The 221-nt window shown below is 64.3% G+C and carries 1 protein-coding gene; it reads right to left on the bottom strand.

The features are described from left to right. A partial coding sequence (locus ACW9HW_RS30220; RefSeq protein WP_457402992.1) for a cbb3-type cytochrome c oxidase subunit I occupies window positions 1–221 on the bottom strand: 221 nt, incomplete at both ends.

The raw sequence follows: 221 nt of genomic DNA, 5'->3' as shown, positions 1-221 counted from the left end.
CGACTGCCAGCCCCAGAACGTGAAGGCGGCGAGTTTGTCCGAGAACAGCCGCACCTGACAGGTACGCTGCACCGCGTAATAACTGGCGGCGAATTGCGCGCTGCCGGCGAAACCGAAAATCACCAGGCTGGTGTGCAGCGGGCGCAAGCGGCCGAAACTGGTCCACGGCAGGTCGAGGTTCATCTCGGGCCATACCAGCTGCGAGGCGATCCACACGCCCA

The organism is Pseudomonas sp. SDO5532_S415 (genome assembly GCF_054071155.1).
Note: the sequence above shows the minus strand (reverse complement) of the source record. Positions and strands in the feature narration are given on the sequence as shown.